Source organism: Bradyrhizobium sp. SEMIA (genome assembly GCF_014844175.1).
Classification (GTDB): Bacteria; Pseudomonadota; Alphaproteobacteria; order Rhizobiales; family Xanthobacteraceae; genus Bradyrhizobium; species Bradyrhizobium arachidis.
The window spans coordinates 3670688-3687350 of sequence record NZ_CP046601.1; the positions used below are offsets into that span (position 1 = coordinate 3670688).

At 64.5% G+C, this 16663-nt stretch carries 15 protein-coding genes and 1 pseudogene; 8 read left to right on the forward strand and 8 right to left on the reverse strand.

Annotated elements, in window-relative coordinates:
- The first annotated feature begins 48 nt into the window (after positions 1-48).
- Positions 49-447 (forward strand): HesB/IscA family protein, encoded by a 399-nt coding sequence (locus FOM02_RS17945; protein ID WP_027557858.1) that lies wholly within the window; start codon positions 49-51, stop codon positions 445-447.
- 176 nt (positions 448-623) lie between these two features.
- Entirely contained in the window at positions 624-1061 is a 438-nt protein-coding gene (locus FOM02_RS17950) for a TfoX/Sxy family protein (RefSeq protein WP_027557859.1), read from the forward strand.
- Between the two features lie 96 nt (positions 1062-1157).
- Here FOM02_RS17950 and fabA read toward each other — a convergent pair whose 3' ends face one another.
- The 4 genes and pseudogenes from fabA to FOM02_RS17970 form a co-directional block, all read right to left on the reverse strand.
- The gene (gene fabA, locus FOM02_RS17955) at positions 1158-1691 is read right to left on the reverse strand and encodes a bifunctional 3-hydroxydecanoyl-ACP dehydratase/trans-2-decenoyl-ACP isomerase (RefSeq protein ID WP_027557860.1); all 534 of its coding nucleotides are present in this window, start codon (positions 1689-1691) and stop codon (positions 1158-1160) included.
- A gap of 79 nt (positions 1692-1770) precedes the next feature.
- Positions 1771-2838: a GGDEF domain-containing protein gene (locus FOM02_RS17960; protein WP_027557861.1), complete on the reverse strand. Its 1068-nt coding sequence runs from the start codon at positions 2836-2838 to the stop codon at positions 1771-1773.
- 161 nt (positions 2839-2999) lie between these two features.
- A pseudogene (locus FOM02_RS17965) lies at positions 3000-4528 on the reverse strand (DEAD/DEAH box helicase).
- A gap of 286 nt (positions 4529-4814) precedes the next feature.
- On the reverse strand, positions 4815-5777 hold the full coding sequence (locus FOM02_RS17970; RefSeq protein WP_027557863.1) for a helix-turn-helix domain-containing protein: 963 nt from the start codon (positions 5775-5777) through the stop codon (positions 4815-4817).
- A 209-nt stretch (positions 5778-5986) separates the two neighbouring features.
- Between FOM02_RS17970 and FOM02_RS17975 the strand changes: the two genes are divergently transcribed.
- From FOM02_RS17975 to FOM02_RS17995, 5 genes are all read left to right on the forward strand, one after another.
- The gene (locus FOM02_RS17975) at positions 5987-7501 is read left to right on the forward strand and encodes a caspase family protein (RefSeq protein ID WP_265441946.1); all 1515 of its coding nucleotides are present in this window, start codon (positions 5987-5989) and stop codon (positions 7499-7501) included.
- A gap of 306 nt (positions 7502-7807) precedes the next feature.
- Entirely contained in the window at positions 7808-7996 is a 189-nt protein-coding gene (locus FOM02_RS17980; protein WP_027557865.1) for a hypothetical protein, read from the forward strand.
- 475 nt (positions 7997-8471) lie between these two features.
- Positions 8472-9719: an FAD-dependent oxidoreductase gene (locus FOM02_RS17985; RefSeq protein WP_181411716.1), complete on the forward strand. Its 1248-nt coding sequence runs from the start codon at positions 8472-8474 to the stop codon at positions 9717-9719.
- Between the two features lie 179 nt (positions 9720-9898).
- Complete coding sequence (locus FOM02_RS17990; protein WP_027557867.1) at positions 9899-10666, forward strand: outer membrane protein; 768 nt, start codon at positions 9899-9901, stop codon at positions 10664-10666.
- Positions 10667-11012: 346 nt separating this feature from the next.
- Entirely contained in the window at positions 11013-11792 is a 780-nt protein-coding gene (locus FOM02_RS17995) for an outer membrane protein (protein ID WP_051395238.1), read from the forward strand.
- 72 nt (positions 11793-11864) lie between these two features.
- On the opposite strand, the gene FOM02_RS18000 is transcribed toward FOM02_RS17995, so the two are convergent.
- Positions 11865-12635, reverse strand: a complete 771-nt coding sequence (locus FOM02_RS18000; protein ID WP_027557869.1) for an SDR family NAD(P)-dependent oxidoreductase — start codon at positions 12633-12635, stop codon at positions 11865-11867.
- Positions 12636-12656: 21 nt separating this feature from the next.
- Positions 12657-12842 carry a hypothetical protein gene (locus tag FOM02_RS18005; protein ID WP_027557870.1) on the reverse strand — a complete coding sequence of 62 codons (186 nt, stop codon included), beginning with the start codon at positions 12840-12842 and terminating at the stop codon, positions 12657-12659.
- A 143-nt stretch (positions 12843-12985) separates the two neighbouring features.
- Here FOM02_RS18005 and FOM02_RS18010 point away from each other — a divergent pair, with 143 nt between their 5' ends.
- A complete protein-coding gene (locus FOM02_RS18010; RefSeq protein WP_027557871.1) occupies positions 12986-13621 on the forward strand; it encodes a hypothetical protein in 636 nt (211 codons plus the stop codon).
- 69 nt (positions 13622-13690) lie between these two features.
- Here FOM02_RS18010 and FOM02_RS18015 read toward each other — a convergent pair whose 3' ends face one another.
- Both FOM02_RS18015 and FOM02_RS18020 read right to left on the reverse strand, forming a co-directional pair.
- Entirely contained in the window at positions 13691-15238 is a 1548-nt protein-coding gene (locus tag FOM02_RS18015; protein WP_027557872.1) for an outer membrane protein, read from the reverse strand.
- A 287-nt stretch (positions 15239-15525) separates the two neighbouring features.
- The gene (locus FOM02_RS18020; protein WP_027557873.1) at positions 15526-16308 is read right to left on the reverse strand and encodes an outer membrane protein; all 783 of its coding nucleotides are present in this window, start codon (positions 16306-16308) and stop codon (positions 15526-15528) included.
- Positions 16309-16663 lie beyond the last annotated feature (355 nt).

The window sequence follows — 16663 nt, forward strand, 5'->3', positions numbered from 1 at the left end:
GGTCTCGGCCCGCATTGAATTCGCTCCGCAACGGACCACATAGATAACATGACCCAGGCAACATCAGCTTCGACACCAAAGCCCCGGCGGCCCCGCCCGCAGGTGATGCGGCTGACCGATGCCGCTGCCCAGCGCATCACCGAGCTGACCCAGCGCGCCGATTCCGAGATCGTCGGCCTGCGTGTCGGCGTGAAGAACGGCGGCTGTGCCGGCCAGTCCTACACGGTCGAATACGCCCACGAGATCCGCCCGACCGACGAGGTCGTCGAGGACAAGGGCGTCAAGATCCTGGTCGACCCCAAGGCCGTGCTGTTCCTGCTCGGCACCGAGATGGACTACAAGGCCGACAAGATGCAGGCCCAGTTCGTCTTCAACAACCCCAACCAGATCTCCGCCTGCGGCTGCGGCGAGTCGGTCGAGTTGCGGCCGGCGAAGATCGACGGGTAAGCCCAGCTTTCTCCTCTCGCTCCGCCGTCGTCCTGGCGAACGCCAGGACCCATACCGCGTGATCTAGCGGTGACGTGCGGTACCAGTACCACGCTTTCTTAGCTGCCAGTCTTCGCTAAACTCCTCCCTGTGATTATGGGTCCCCGCGTTCGCGAGGACGACGGCGGGGGAGTCCAATGGACCGCGAATTCCTGATCGACCTGTTCGCCGATTTCGGTCCCGTCACCATCCGAAAAATGTTCTCCGGCTACGGCATCTCCGCCGACGGCACCAACTTTGCGCTGTCCCTGCGGGCCGGCCTGTTCTTCCGCGCCGACGAGGTGACCATTCCGGAATTTGAGGCCGAGGGGTCAAAGCCGTTCCAGTACTCGACCCGCGCCAAGACCGTGACGGTCAATTCCTACTGGGAGCTGCCGGCGCGGCTGTTCGACGATTCCGCCGAGCTTGCGCAATGGGCAAGGGCGGCGCTCGCCGCGGCCCAGCGCGCCAAGGTGAAGAAGCGGCCGAAGCGGAAGAAGGTGGCGGCGAAGAAGACTGCGAAGAAGGCCGCGCCGAAGAGAGCCGCAGCGAAGAAGCGGTCGGCCGACAAGGCAGCCAAGAAGACGGTGCGGTAGGGGGCAAAGCGGAGCGTGCCCACGATTAGGATTGTCATCGCGAGAAGTCGTGGGCACGGCGCGATGCGCCTTTGCCCATCCTACGAGACCTGAGAATTAGTCCGCGGCTTTCGTCAAACCAACCCGCATATCCTTCGCTACGAACACGCTGACGCCATCCGCAACCACACGGCCATCGGCAATGCCGAGCACCAGCTTGCCGCGCCGGACCATGCGCATGGCGACCTCGTAGCGCACGGAGCGCGTCTGCGGCGTGATGGCGCCCGTGACCTCGACTTCGCCGACACCGATGGCGCGGCCCTTGCCCGGTGAGCCCGACCAACCGAGCCAATAGCCGATCATCTGCCACATCGCGTCCAGGCCGAGACTTCCTGGCATCATCGCGTCACCGCGATAGTGGCAGTCGAAGAACCAGTGGCCCGGGACAATGTCGAGCTCGCCGACGATGTGGCCCTTGCCGTATGTGCCGCCGTCCAGGCTGATCTCGGTGATGCGGTCCATCATCAGCATCGGCGGCGCCGGCAATTGCGCGTTGCCCGGGCCGAAATAGCCGCCTTCGCTCGATCTCAGCAGCTCGTCCCTGGTGTAGGACGGCTGCGGCGTGTGAAAGTCATGCGGATTGTTGGCCACGACGACAAATCCTCGATGCTCAGGCAGCGAGGAAGATGTCGTTCGGCAGATTGGAAAGTCAAGCGCGCGACGAGCCGCCTCAGGCCACGCGGCTGTGGCTCTCGACGGCGAACTCCGGATCGGCTTCGCAGATCACGCGGTTGCGGCCGTTGCGCTTGGCGGCGTAGAGGCAGGCATCCGCGCGCTCGATCAGCGCGTCGGTGTCGTCGCCTTCCTTGAGCATGGAGACGCCGACGGAGATGGTGACGCGGCCGAGGATCTCGCCGGTGGACTTCTTCTTCAATTCCTTCGCCATCACGGCACGGCGGATGTGATCGGCCACGGTGAGGGCCTGGCGCAGCGCCGTGTTGGGCAGCACGACCGCGAATTCCTCGCCGCCATAGCGCGCGGTGATGTCCTGGCCCTTGATGGTCTGCTTCAGCGACAGGCCGACGAGCCGCAGCACCTGGTCGCCGGTGAGATGGCCGTAGGAATCGTTGAACGATTTGAAGTGATCGATGTCGAACAGCAGCAGCGACAACGGCTCGCCGCTCGCCAGCGCGCTCTGCACGGCCATGCCGATCATGCGGTCGAAATATTTGCGGTTGCCGAGGCCGGTGAGCGGATCGGTCAGGCTCTCGGCGCGGATCGCCTCCAGGCTCTGCTGGAGGTTGCTGATCTCGTTCTTCGACAGCGTCAGCCGGTCTTCCAGCGCTTTGTTGGTCTCGCGCATCTCGCTGGTCGAGCGCAGCAGCGTCTCGACGATCGCCTTGACCTGGTCGCGGTTCTTGGCCGAGGCCAGCTTCGCGGTCGCGCCCGACAGGCTGGCATCGTAGGAACCGGTCATTCCGAGCGCTTCGCCCAGGACCTTCATCACGTCGTCGATCTCGCCGATGACGCGCGCGCCGACCTTGTCGATGCGGTCGGTGGTCTTGATGTGGGAGAGATAGGTCTCGTAGATCTGCTCGAGATCGGCTTCGGTCAGCTTGCCGTTGCGCGCCAGCGTCTCGTTGATGATCTTGTTGAGCGGCGCGTTGTAGCCGGTGGCGTACACGTACCAGATCTCGTAATTGCGGGGAATTGCCGTCTGCCGAAGCGATCGGATCTGACCGAGCGCTACCTCGGCGAACGCCATCGTGCGTTCGTGTTCGTCGAGCACCTTGACCACAGAACATACCCCACGGCGATCGGTACGCGGCCGATCACTGCAATGCTTAAATTATGTTCGTAGGCTAACGGACGATCGTGAACGACCCGTAAATATACGTTCACGAATGCATCTGAAAAAGTGTGTGGACGTCTGTCTCAACCAACCTGAAGCATCGCGCTTCAAGCGCCGGCGGGCGAAGAGCGCACTGGCCGGAGCAGGAACGCCGGCAGGTGCGAATGATCGCCCGGCTCGGTGTCGGCCTCGCGCTGCCGGCGTGGCTCGGGACGGCCGATCGACGGCACATGCGAATTGCTGGCCTGCTGGCGCGAGCCGTGACGCGGCTCGGATGATTGCCTGGCTTCGCGCGGAGGCCTTGCCTCGCGTGCGGGCCTCGCCTCAGCGGCGGGCCGTGCTTCGGCTGAAGGCCTTTCAGAAGCGTGTCGTGCCTCACCACGCGGCTCGCGCGGCTCATGGCTGCGTTCGCGGTCGCGACGCGCTGCGGCTTGCCGCGGCCGCCGCGTGAACGCTCGCGTTCCCGTCCGCGCGGACGCTCGCTCTGCTCGCCCGAGTCCGCATGGACTTCGTAGTCGCCCTCGGCGCGCGGAATGCTCTGGCCGATCAGCTTCTCGATCGCGGCCATCGACTTCTGGTCGAGCGGCGTCACGATCGAGATCGCGGTGCCGGTGCGGCCGGCGCGGCCGGTACGGCCGATGCGGTGGACATAGTCGTCGGCGTGATGGGGGACGTCGAAATTGAAGACGTGGCTGACCTCGGGGATGTCGAGGCCGCGCGCGGCGACGTCAGAGGCGACGAGCAGGGGCAGCTCGCCCTTGCGGAACTGATCGAGCGCGGCCATGCGGGCCGGCTGGTCCATGTCGCCGTGCAGCGCGCCGACACTGAAGCCGTGCTTCTGGAGCGATTTGTGAACGATCGCGACCTCGCGCTTGCGATTGCAGAAGATGATCGCGTTCTTGAGGTCCTTGGCCTCGCGCAGCAGGCGGCGGAGCAGCTCGCGCTTCTCGTGCGCCTCGCGCCCGGCGGGCACCTGGGCCTGCGTCACGGTCACGGCGGTGGTGGCGGGGCGGGAGACTTCGACCTTCTGCGGGTTGTGCAGGAAGGCCTCGGTGATGCGCCGGATCTCCGGCGGCATGGTCGCGGTGAAGAACAGGGTCTGCCGCGTGAAGGGGACCAGCTTGCAGATGCGCTCGATGTCGGGAATGAAGCCCATGTCCAGCATGCGGTCGGCTTCGTCGATGACGAGCAGCTCGACGCCGGTGAGCAGCAGGCCGCCGCGCTCGGTGTGGTCGAGCAGGCGGCCCGGGGTGGCGATCAGCACGTCGACGCCGCGCATCAGCTTGGCATCCTGGTCGCCGAACGAGACGCCGCCGATCAGTAGCGCAACGTTGAGTTTCTGGCCGGCGCCGTAGCGGTCGAAGTTTTCCTTGACCTGCGCCGCGAGCTCGCGGGTCGGCTCCAGGATCAGCGTGCGTGGCATGCGCGCCCGGGCACGACCCTTTTCGAGGATGGTGAGCATCGGCAGCACGAAGGCCGCGGTCTTGCCGGTGCCGGTCTGGGCGATGCCGAGCACGTCCTTGCGTGCGAGGACGTGGGGGATCGCCTGTTCCTGAATGGGGGTGGGATTGGTGTAACCGGTGGCCGCTACTGCGGCGAGGACTTTTTCGGACAGTCCGAGATTTGAAAAGGACATTGAGCCTCTGGTCGAAACCGCCGTTCGGAATCGAGGGTAATAAGGCTGTCGCGTTCCACCCCGAAACGGCGCGCTCTCAAAGAAGCTGGGGGTGCTGACTCACGCGGACAAAGCGCCAGGCTCAGGAATCGGTCTTCGACCTGAGCCGCGTCGCCCCGGAACATAGGCAGGAATTGGCCAAAGTCAATGGAGCGGGCGCGGGAAGACCCTAAAAAACCTGAGGTTTTTAGCCAAATACCGGGTGCGTCAGGGGTTTTCCGCCGGGCTGGAACCGCAAGGGGCGCGCCTAGCGCCCCTCCGGCCCCTGGGCGCGGAAATCGCCTGGAGCCATGCCATAGGCGGCGTTGAAGACCCGGTAATAGGTCGCAAGGCTCTCGAAGCCGCACGAGGTCGCGATGTCGGCGATCAGCCGTTCCGGCGCCTCGCGCATCAGGCGGCGGCTCTGTTTCAGACGCTCGTCGGTCACGGTCTGCGAGAAGCTCTTCTCGGCGGCCTCGAACAGCATGTGGAGGTGGCGCACGGACACGCCGAGCTGGTCGGACACCATGGCCGGCGCCAGATCTGGGTTTTGCAGGTGGCGCACGATCAGGTGCCGCGCCTGCGAGAGGCGGGCGGTCCGCAGCGCGGCCTGTCCGCGGCGGCTGCCCGGCCGCACGATGCCGCGCTCGATCAGCGCCAGATGGGCGAGGGCCTGGACGAGGGAGGTCGCGTCGGTCGCGCTCTCATCCGCGGCGCCCTCGCCGAGATCGGTGAAGCAGGCCGCGAGCAAGGGCGCCAAAGCGTGGTCGTTGAAGGTCTTCGGCGCGAGCTCGCGCATCCGCTTGTCCTGGGCCGGGATGCTGCTCATCGGGATCTTCACGATTCGCAGGTGGAAGCCCCCGGCGGCGAGCGGCGCGGTGCGGTAGGGCAGGTCGGTATGGCTGGTGGCGAAGCTGCCATTGGCAATCGCGAACTCGCTTGCGCGCATGCCGCCGAACCAGCCGCCGCTGCCGAGCTGCTGGTAGACGCAGATGGAATCGCCAGGGGCGTAGGCGATGTCGGATGCGCTGCGCTCGACCGTATAGGGCGAGGCCTTCAGCTCGACGAGGCCGGCGCCGCCGAGCTGGCGCAGCGAGAATTCGCCGAAGAAGTCCGCGCGCCGTTCGCGCTCGAGCTCGGCGGTGACGCCGAACAATCCCTTGGCCCGCACCTCGCGCCAATAGTCGAAGCGGTCATGCGGTTCGACTTCGTCAGTACACCAGCGATACACGGCAGCCCCCGCTTGCAGCGCGACGCCCTAGAAAAAGCAGATTCCGGCCGAATCTGCCATAGGCCAGATGACGGAACCGGGGCGCTCGAAGCGGGGAGCCCTTGAACCGCCGATATGGCTCGGCCGACTATCACATCAGCGGCGGAGGCTTCAATGAACGACAGTTCGAGGGAGCCGGGGACCGGCCGTTCTGCAATGGGATTTATTCGATGACGCGTCGGCTTTTCAGAATTCTGGCGGCCCTTGGTCTAGCGATGAGCCTTGGCGGCGTCGCGCTGCCCGCACATGCCGAGAAGCGCGTCGCGCTCGTCGTCGGCAACAACGACTACCGCAACGTCCCGAAGCTGCTCAAGGCCGTCAACGATGCCCGCACCATGGGCGATACGCTGAAGCAGCTCGGCTTCCAGGTGATGGTCGCCGAGAACCAGAACCGTCAGCAATTCTCCGAGACGCTGCTCGCTTTCGACCGGGCGATCGAGCCCGGCGACACCGCGTTCTTCTTCTACGCCGGCCACGGCTTCGAGATCGCGGGCCAGAACTATCTGCTGCCGACCGACGTGCCGGCAGCGACCGAAGGTCAGGAAGAGCTGGTGCGCGACGCCTCCATCCTCGCCGACCGGATCGTCGAGCGGCTCCAGAACAAGAAGGCGCGGACCTCGATCCTGGTGTTCGATGCCTGTCGCAATAATCCATTCGAACGCGCCGGCACGCGTGCGGTTGCCGGCGGCGGCGGGCTCGCGCCGATGACGCAGCTGCCCGAAGGCGTGTTCTCGGTGTTTTCGGCAGGTCCCCGCCAGACCGCGCTCGACCGTCTGTCCAATGACGACGCCAATCCCAATTCGGTGTTCACGCGCACCTTCGCCAAGGAGCTGCTCCAGCCCGGCGAGAACCTCGTGCAGGTGGCGCAGCGCACCCGCCGTATGGTCAGCGAGATGGCCGACACCGTCCGGCACAAGCAGGTGCCGGTCTATTTCGACCAGATGGTCGACGACGTCTTCCTCAGCGGCATCGCCAAGGGCGCCGCGGTGCGGCCGGCCGAGCCACCGCCGCAGAAGGTCGCCGCGCTGCCGCCGGTGTCGGTGCCGCGCGTGCCGAAGGAGGACACCACCAACGCGCCGATCGCGAGCTTCTCGCGCCACAATGGCGGCTGGAGCGTGGTGTTCTCCTTCGCCGATCCGACGCTCGGCATATCCTGGCGCATGGCCGGCAAGGGCGAGTTCCGCGAGACCGGTTTCATCGACACGCTCGATCCGCGCACCCGCAAGCGGATGCCAAACCCCTCGATCGAGCTCCCGCCGGATGCGCAGGCCGGCACCATCGAGGTCCGCTATGTTGACCAGTCCGGCGATATGCAGGGGCCGTTCCCGATCAGGTTCGATCCCGAGGCCGCGCTGATCCGCGACCAGCGCAAGATCCTCGACATGACCGCGACGAGCTGGCTGTCATTTCGCGAGTTCAATGGGCTGCTGGTCTATTACACGCACCTCGTGTCCTACCGCTGCGCCATCCGCGAGGTGCGGATCGGCATCGACACTGCCGTGCCCAATCAAGTGCTGAAGATGCCGAATTGCGACATGCGCGATCCCAGCGCGATCACTGCCGGCATGCCGCTCTACATGAAGCTCGGCCCCGCCACGCAATTCGTTTCGGTGGAGCTGACTTATCGTGACGGCAGTGTCTCGGAGATCAAGAGTTTCCGCACGGCGAACCGCAGCAACAATTGACGCCGCTCGATCATCAGCCGCGTCGTGACGCTCGGGAGCGCCTAGCCCCTGCGATCGTGCACCACGATCTACGCAGCGCCCGCGGCCCGTCGGGCGCATGCTGCTCGGACAATGCGCAACCTTAGAATGGTGGCGGGGTTGGGAAAAACCTGCAAGGCTACGTTTTTTTGCAGGTTCCGGCAGCGGAATGTGCGCCAGATATTTTAGGGCTTTTTGCTTTTGCCAGGCTACCGCCCCCGCGCTTTCCACGTTGCTGTCGGCTGGACGCAACATTCCTGCGCCATACTCCGTCGCCGGAGGTGAGACATGTCGGATATAGCTAATCAGGCCAGCTTGCGCGCGGACGCCGAGAAATTCGCTGGCAACAAGACGCCGCTCCGCGAGCGTGCCTTTGCCGGCGCCTATCTAACCGCTGTCGGCGTCGCGATGATCTGCTGGCTCTATGTCATCACCCGCGCTGCGCTTGCCGCGATCAGCTGGATGGTGTTCGGCTAACCTGCCGCCAGAAACTGACTGATCTTGATCGCCGCGCAGACGATCATACCCCACAACGCGAAATTGATCTGCAACGCCTCGGCCATTGCCATTTCCCCACCTGGTTCCCTCGAGTGCCGCGTTCATTGAGCGACGCGATCTTCTTCGGCGATACAACTTACAATCTCGCCTATGATTTAGGTCGAATCTTAGGCAACGCCGGACGGCAGGAAAATCCGTATCGCTACGGTTCGAAGAGGGTTCCTTGTGGACCGGGCGGAGCGCTAGAGCTGGTGGAACCGGAACCTTCTGCTCGCGGATCGACGAATGCGGATGGTTTCTCCGCTGCATTCAATCGTTTGAGAGAGGGCAGATATTCCTGTCTCGGCGGCCACCGACGGGTACCGCGGGCCTCCGGCGGATCTCAAATGACCGCTGCGGTCGTGTGGAACTCGGGCTAAGCTTCTCCCCATCCTCCAAGCGGCAGCGCGCCACAATGACAACCAATCAAGCACCGAACCGGCTGACAAACGTCCGATGCTGCATCGTTGGCGGCGGGCCGGCCGGCATGATGCTGGGCTATCTGCTCGGACGCGCCGGCATCGACGTCGTGGTGCTGGAGAAGCATGCGGATTTCTTCCGCGACTTTCGCGGCGACACGGTGCATCCCTCGACGCTCCAGGTGATGGACGAGCTCGGCCTGATCGACGACTTCCTGAAGCTGCCGCATCAGCGCTTGCAGAAGATGGACGGCCTGTTCGGCGGCACAAAGGTGCGCATCGCCGATCTCAGCCGGCTTGACACGAAATATCCTTTCATCGCCTTCATGCCGCAATGGGACTTCCTCAATTTCCTGCGGGAGGCCGGCAAGCGGTTCGCATCGCTCAAGGTGATGATGAATACGGAAGCCGTCGACCTGATCCGCCGCGGTGACGCCATTGCTGGCGTGCGCGCGAACACGCCGGATGGCCCGGTCGACATCGAGGCCGATCTCACCATCGCCTGTGATGGCCGGCATTCGACCGTGCGCGAGCGCGCGGGTCTTGCGGTCGAGGAGATCGGCGCGCCGATGGACGTGCTGTGGTTCCGCGTCGGCCGCAGGGCGGACGAGACCGAGAACCTGTTCGCGCGCATCGAGCCCGGCAAGATGATGGTCACCTTCGACCGCGGCGACTATTGGCAATGCGCCTATGTCATCGCCAAGGGACAATACGATGCGGTGAGGGCGAGGGGATTGCAGGCGCTGCTCGACGACGTCGTGCGCATGGCGCCGATCCTCAGATCCGGCATCGCCGACGTGAAGAGTTTTGACGACGTCAAGCTGCTTACCGTCGCGATCAATCGCCTGAGCCGCTGGACGCGGCCAGGATTGCTGTGCATCGGCGATGCCGCGCATGCGATGTCGCCGGTCGGCGGCGTCGGCGTCAATCTCGCCGTGCAGGACGCAGTCGCGACTGCAAACCTGCTTGCGGACAAGCTTCAGCGCGGCTGCCCCTCCGAGGATGAGCTCGATGCGGTGCGGCGCCGCCGAGCGTTCCCGGTGCGGATGACGCAGACGATGCAGGTGATCGTGCAGAACAACATCATCAGCGGCGCCTTGCAGGGCGGCGATCGGCCGCTGAAGGCGCCGCTGGTCCTGCGCGTCCTCACCGCCGTGCCGTGGTTGCAAGGCATCCCCGCGCGCTTCCTGGCCATCGGCGTGCGGCCCGAGCATGTGCAGTCGAAGGCCGCGCCTGCACTGTAATGCAAGCAGGTGGTAGGGATAATGCCGCGTTAAATCGCGCGCGGTGCGTTGCGCGCGAGCAACAGCGCAAACGGATTCACGGCGCACTATGTGGCAATCCGGCATCTTAACTTTCTTGATTCAAATTTGAGTAAGACCTGCGTGTGAGCGTGCGCCCATCAAAGGACACGGGGTGTACCATGCGTAACAAATTGATTGCCGCCTTCGCCTGCACGACCGCTCTGGTTTCGACCGGCGCTGCCTCCGCCGCCGATCTCGGTGCGCGCTACACGAAGGCGCCCGTCTATGTCGAGCCGCTGTTCAACTGGACCGGTTTCTATGTCGGCGGCCACATCGGTGGCGCCTGGACCAACGAGCAGTTCATCAACAACGGGACCGGCGCGCCGTTCGGCGACCTCGTTCCGGGACAGGGCTATCGTCAGCGCAGCGCGGGCATCATGGGCGGCGCGCAGATCGGCTACAACTGGCAGGCCAACAACTACGTGTTCGGCGTGGAAGGCACGATCTCCGGCCTCGACAACAAGGGCACGGTCGTGAACACCGCCTTCGGTGCTGGCGACGACATCTTCACCTGGCGCGCCAACGTGCTCGCGACGGTCGTGGGCCGTGCCGGCTTCGCCGTGCAGAACAATCTGTTCTACATCAAGGGCGGCTATGCCGGCGTGAACAACCGTCTCAACGTCAGCGACACCGTTGGCCCGGCGACGGGCTCGGGCGGTCAGACCCACTGGGCCAACGGCTGGACCGTCGGCGCCGGCTGGGAATACGGCATCACCCGCAACTGGATCGTCGGCCTCGAATACAATTACGCGGCCTTCGGCAGCCAGACCTATCAGCTCGGCGGCACCTCGGGGAACTACACCTTCGATGCCAAGCCGCGCGACATCCAGTGGGCCGTCGTGCGCGCCAGCTACAAGTTCGACGCGCCGGTCATCGCGCGCTACTGAGGACGTCAACGAAACGACCAAGCAAGCGACAAAAAACCATCACGACCCAAATTCAAAAGCCCCGGCATTGCCGGGGCTTCTTTTTTTCCGCAGGACATTGCGGAAGCTCAACTCCGATGCCGAGGCTTCTTTGCCTGCGACAGGACTCCGATCCTAGGACGTGCATGGGTCAGCGTTGCCGACCTTTGCGTACCGGAAATGTCACGTTTTCCCGAATAGCGCCTGGAAACCAGCGGGAACCGCTAGTTCGTCATCGCCGTCCAAATTGGCGATGCATAAGCTGCCTCATCGACACGATTCCATTTCTCGCAGTTTTTTTCCGAAGGGGACATCGATGAAAACGGCAATGGCTTTCGCTGCCGAAATGTCACTTCTGTTCGCGGCGACGGGCGCGGCCTGCGCAGCCGACATGGCGGTCAAGGCTCCCCCCATGCCACCGCCGGTCGCGGTGTACAATTGGACCGGCTGCTATGTCGGCGTGGAAGGTGGCTGGTCCTGGGGCCGTGATCGCGCGATCAGCAACGGTACGAACAATGGCCTGGACAATGGGACTGCCGGAGCCCTCAAGACTTCAGGCGACGTCAACGGAGGTCTGGTCGGTGGAACGATCGGTTGTAACTATCAGCGCGACCGGTGGGTGTTCGGCATCGAGGGGGACGGATCGTGGTCTGGCAAGACGGGTAGCTCCAACCTGGTGAGCCCGCCGTTCGTGCCGACCTTCAGGGAAGACGTGTCGCAGAGCTGGATCGCGACGATCCGCGGCCGCGTCGGCTTCACTGTCACACCGACTGTGCTGCTGTACGGCACCGCGGGTGGCGCTTTCGCGGATTTGCGTATCCATGAGTTCGATCCGACGGCTGCCGCCGGTTCGCCGGCTGGTATCGGAGCCACGGAGACACAGACGTTTGCCGGCTGGACCGCTGGCGCCGGTGTCGAATGGGCCTTTGCGCCAAGCTGGTCGGCGAAGGTCGAATACCTCTATATGGATTTGGGCAGCAAGGGGTTCTTCCAGGCGACTGCGACGGGGTGCTGTACCTTCCAGTCGACCCATCTCACCGACAACATCGTGCGCGCCGGCATCAATTATCGCTTCAACTGGGGAAGCCCAGTCGTCGCGAAATACTGACGCTCGTCCACGTCCACGACATTCGATAGCCCCGGCCTTCGCGCCGGGGCTATTTTCATGGAGCGTGGCGCCTCACGCCATGACCGAGAATCCACCGTCGACGGGGATCGCGGTGCCCGTGACGAAGTTCGAGGCGGGCGAGGCGAGGAACACCGCGATGCCGGCGAAGTCGTCGATGTCGCCCCAGCGGCCCGCAGGCGTGCGCGCCAGCACCCGTTCGTGCAGACCTGCAACCTGCTGCCGCGCGCCGCGCGTGAGGTCGGTGTCGATCCAGCCCGGCAGGATGGCGTTGACCTGGATGTTGTCGGGCGCCCAGGCATTGGCGCAGGCGCGCGTGTACTGCACGATGCCGCCTTTGCTCGCCGCATAAGCGGTTGCGAAGCTCGCGCCGAAGATCGACATCATCGAGCCGATGTTGATCACCTTGCCGTTGCCGGACGCCTTCAGCGCCGGATAGGCGAGCTTCGAGCACACGAAGGCGCTGGTGAGGTTGGTGTCGATCACCTTGTTCCACTCGTCGAGCTCGAGCTCGTGCGGCGGCTTGCGGATGCTCATGCCGGCATTGTTGATGAGGATGTCGATCCGGCCGAACTCCTTGACGACACGGTCGATCATGGCAGCGACCGCCACCTTGTCGGTTACGTCAGTGGCGACCGCGATCGCCTTCACGCCGCGCGCCTTGAGGTCGGCCACGGCAGCGGCGGATTTGGCTTCGTTGCGTCCGACCACGGCGATGTCGGCGCCCGCGTCGGCCAGTCCGTGGGCGAGGCCGAGACCGATGCCGCCATTGCCTCCCGTCACGATCGCGACCTTGCCGCGGAGATCGAACCGGCTGGATGTCATGCTTGTATTCCCTGGTTTCTTCTATTGGTTGCTCTGCCAGATCAGCACCAGCCCGAAGCCGGCCATGGCGGCGCCATAGCCGGCCCATTGCAGCTGGTTGACCATGAAGCTCGATCGCGGCCAGGGAACGGTGCCCGTTCCCTGTCCGATCCAGAGCAGCCCGACGGCGAGGGCAAACAGGCCTGCTACAAGCAGAAATCTGCGCATGCGCTCCTCCCTCGGTTCTGCTTCTGTCGCGCCGCGGCATGAACGAAGTTGGCATCATTCGGCCGCCGCCACGAAAACTTCGACACAGACTAGCCGTAGCTGTGGTGCTGATACAATGGCCGTCCCCGTCGGAAGGTGCTGCCATGCACTTGAAGAGGCTACTCGTCGCGGCCGTCATCGTCTCGGCGCTGCTGGCCGGCTACGTGGCCTGGCCTCGCCATGCGGATCTGCGCGCCTTCGATCCGGCCGAGATGGCGCGGCTCGAGACGGCGATGTGGCGCGACTATTACGAAGAGCGATATGGCGCGCTGTTTTATCACCTCTACGAATCCACACGAACGCAATTCGGCTTTTCGCCACTGAAGGGCCTGCGGATCGCGATCAGCGCCGCCGAGGCAGCCAGGACATTCCAGCCGACACGCTCGCGGCAGGAGGCCGACGCGGCGCTGCCGCCGCTGATCGTCTACTATGGAGAGCTTTCCTCCGCGGCGCCCACGGCGTTCGATGTCGAGGAGGCCGCGCGTCTCGAGCTCGACTGGTGGCAGGCTCGCCGCGAAGCGGTCGATCCGCGCGACTACGGCCTGACCATCGCGCGCGTGGCCGAGCTCACCTATGGCAGGATCCCGGATTCAGGCATCTGGCAATTCGGCATCGTACGGGCGGAAGCCATGGCCTATCGCGACGCGCGCGGTGCGGCCATCACCGCTTCCGATTGGGGCGAGATCGAGGCGCAGCTCGCGCGGGCCTACCGGTCGCTCAACGCGAGTGTCAGCCGCTGAGCGAGACAAGAAAAGCCCCGGAGGATCCGGGGCTTTTGACGTTTGAGACTCGGCTCGGTCAGTACCTGGTCAATATTTGGCGACCACCGCGTTGGTCGCGTTGAAGCGATAGACCAGCGAGGTGCTGATGGTCTGCACCCACGGCTTGAACGTTGTCGCCCTGCCGCTCGGTCCGCCGCCGAAGGCGGGCACGATGGTCTCCGGCAGGGTGATGCGGTCGTAGTAGGCGGAGCGGTACTCGGACTTCATGAACCAGCCGGGGGCCGTGATGCCGAAGATGTCGAGGTTGTTCTCGATGCCACCGCCGACGAACCAGCCGTCGCGACGGAAGGACGTCGTCGTGAAGGTGTCGGTGGCAGGCAGGTCGAGCGTGGACAGCGTGGTGCCTGACCACTCGGAGCCGGAGTAGCCGGCATTCACGTAGGACAGTACGCTCGGAGCCACGAGGTAGCCGAGCCGTGCGCCAGCGGCGTAGCTGGTCCGGAGCTTTTCGCGGCCTTCGAAACTGACGAAGGCATTGCTGGGCAGGGACCCGCGGATGTCGCCAAATTGACCGTCGGCGAAGACACCCGCCACCCACTTGCTGAACTGCCAGTCGTATCCGATGCCGACCGTGCCGAACCAGCCGCTGCCGCCGGCCCGTTGATCGCGGGACAGTGTCGTGCCGGCCGGCCCGAAGAAGCCGCCGGAGGTCCCATCGCTGATGACGTTGCTGTCAGCATTCCAAAGCCCGCCGCCGCCGCCGCCGAAGACATAGAGGCCGGTCCAGCTCGGAGCTGAGATGGCTGCTGGCGCCTTCGCGTAGAGCCGTGGGGCGGGATCGGCGACCGCAGCCGATCCAGTCGAGTTGAAGCGATAGACCAGCGAGGTGCTGATGGTCTGCACCCAGGGCTTGAACGTCGTCGTCGTGCCCGTCGATCCGCCGGCAAGGGCGGTTTCCGGCAGGGTGATGCGGTCATAGAACGCGGAGCGGTACTCGGTCTTCATGAACCAGCCGGGGGCCGCGATGCCGAAGATGTCGAGGTTGTTTTCGACGCCGCCGCCGATGAACCAGCCATCGCGGCGGAAGGATGGAGTCGTTGCGATGGTCGTGGTCGGCAAGGTCAGGGTCGACAGGGTGCTGCCCGACCACTCGGAGCCGGAGTAGCCGGCATTCACATAGGAAAGGACATTGGGAGCCACGAGATAGCCAAGTCGCGCGCCGGCCGCGTAGCTCGTTCGAAGCTTTGCGGTGCCCTCAGCGCCGTACACAGCATCCACGAATGAGCCGCGGAGATCGCCAAACTGAACGTCGGCGAAGATGCCGGTCACCCACTTGCTGTTGAACTGCCAGTCGTAACCGAGGCCAACCGTGCCGAACCAACCGTTGCCGCCGAGCCGCTGATCACGCGTGAGTCGCGTGCCTGCCGGCCCGTAGAAGCCAACGGCCCCGTCGCTGAAGACGTTGCTGTCCGCATTCCACAGCCCGCCGCCGGCGCCGCCGAAGACGTAGAAGCCGGTCCAGCTTGCGACCGGCACTGGGGCGACGGCCTTGAGGGGCCGGGCGCCGAGATCGGCTGCCGTGGCGGTTCCCGAGCATGCAGCCGCCGCCGCAAATGCAATCACCAGCTTCTTCATTCCTGCTCCCTCAGCCCCGATCGTCTCGCCGCAACCGCGATGCGATTCCATTCGATCTGTTCCAAAGGGATAGACGAGTTCCAGGCGGAAGACTGTTGCTGGCCAGCAACGACGCGAAATCTGCGCAACGCCTGCGGCGACGGGGCTGGGCTCCGCCGCCGTGCCCTGTATCGGAGCGTGTGCGCGGATTCAAAATCAGCGCGAGGAATGCACCGCGCAACGAAAAAGCCCCGGGCGATGCCGGGGCTTTGACGTCTGAACTTGCGTTCGGATCAGTATTTGGTCGCTCAGTACTTGGCGACGACCGGGCCGGTCCAGTTGAAGCGGTAGACCAGCGAGGTCGAGATCGTCTGGTTCCAGCTGTTGGCGCGGATGTCGCGGCCAACCAGCACGTTGCCGGCATCGAACAGCTCGTTCTGGGTCTTGGCGTTGTAGAAGGCCGAACGATATTCGGTCTTCATGAACCAGCCGGGCGAAGAAATGCCGAAGAAGTTCAGGCTGTTCTCGACGCCGCCACCGACGAACCAACCGTTGCGGTTGTAGCCGTTGAGGTGGATGCCAGCCGGAGCGCCCGCCAGCGTCAGGAAATTGGTGCTGCCGAAGTGAGCGCCGGAGTAGCCGCCGTTGACGTAGGTGAGAACGTTCGGAGCAACCAGCCAGCCGAGGCGCACACCAGCGGCCCAGGAGTCTTCCAGCTTCTGGCTGCCGGTGATGCCAGCGATCGGATCCTGGATGGTGGCGCGGATGCTGCCGAACTGACCATCGGCGAACACGCCGGCGACCCAGGTGCTGTTGAACTGCCAGTCATAGCCGAGGCCGACGGTGCCGAACCAGCCCGAGCCGCCCTGGCGCTGATCGATCGTCAGCGGAACGGCGCCGACCGTGGTCTGGACGCGCTGGTCGGCGTTCGAGAGGCCGCCGCCGCCGCCGCCGAAGATGTAGAAGCCGGTCCAGTTGGCGACGGGAGCCGCAACCGGGGCCTTCACGTAGGGGCGCGCAGCAAGGTCGGCCGCCGAGGCCGAACCGGTCATTGCCGCAACAGCGGTCAGAGCGAGCAAAATCTTCTTCATCTTAAAATCCCCAACCTTTGTCTGTCGTAGCAGGCGCGAGCGCACTGAAGTCCGTGTCATCTGATGCCCGGACTATAGACGGTTCTCCCCGAAATGCTGTTGCTGCGCAGGCACAGTCGCCGGAAAACGCCCTTCGGTCGGGTTTTGATACGTGATCGGCGAAGGCCTAAAAAGCGTAGTAATTACAATATTTTGTTTCGGGTTTTGGTCTGCGTGCCCTGAGTAAGTTTTCGTTAGCAGATCGCCGTTGTCCGAAATGGAGGCAGGCCTGCCTCGGCCGTTGGCGACCCTGAGTCGTTGGCCGAGTCGCTCTCTCGCGGCGATGCTGAGGCCTGGCTGCAACAAAAAAGCCCCG